General features: G+C 30.2%; 1 protein-coding gene. It reads right to left on the bottom strand.

Going from position 1 to position 537, the window contains the following annotated elements; genetic code table 11:
- Window positions 1–13 precede the first annotated feature (13 nt).
- Window positions 14–508 carry a hypothetical protein gene (locus tag GMC_RS0107255; RefSeq protein WP_029489650.1) on the bottom strand — a complete coding sequence of 165 codons (495 nt, stop codon included), beginning with the start codon at window positions 506–508 and terminating at the stop codon, window positions 14–16.
- Between the last annotated feature and the right edge of the window lie 29 nt (window positions 509–537).

The following is a 537-nucleotide window of genomic DNA, read 5'->3' as shown; positions in this document are numbered from 1 at the left end:
TTGTGGGTAGTTTTTAATTTGTAAATACTGTTCCGAATATTATAATCAGAAATCCGGTAAATGAAAAAACATAATCTGCAGGTCTCAATTTTCGTTCATCTTTTGGGTCAACTCTTTTAGGATCTAAGCGCATCGTCGTCACAATGAAATAATCTCCATATACTTTCTTGTTTATTAAATTCAAGATAAAAGAGATGAAAATTGTCAGAGGTAATGCTTTTAACCATTCTAGTCGATTTCCATTCACAGCTTGCAATTCAGGAAGATCCTTAAAAGAATAGTATGCTATCAATTGTGCTATTCCAATGACACCCCAAATAAGTAATACTTTTTTATTCCAAAAACGCTTATGGAAAACATCAAAAATCAAAAAGACAAAAACAAGTGGAATGAAAAAGTAGAATTCCATTATAAATTGACGATCGTACAAGTCAATTAAATATGCTAAGCCTATTATTAGATTAAGTCCGGTATAACTAAGCAATAAAGTCCAATCAATTTTTTCCAATTCAAATAGTCATTTTATATTACCCACAA

It is taken from the genome of Aquimarina agarivorans (assembly GCF_000218485.1).
In the GTDB taxonomy this organism is placed as follows: domain Bacteria; phylum Bacteroidota; class Bacteroidia; order Flavobacteriales; family Flavobacteriaceae; genus Aquimarina; species Aquimarina agarivorans.
The sequence above is the reverse complement of the archived record's forward strand: the minus strand, read 5'-3'. Positions and strand labels throughout refer to the sequence as shown.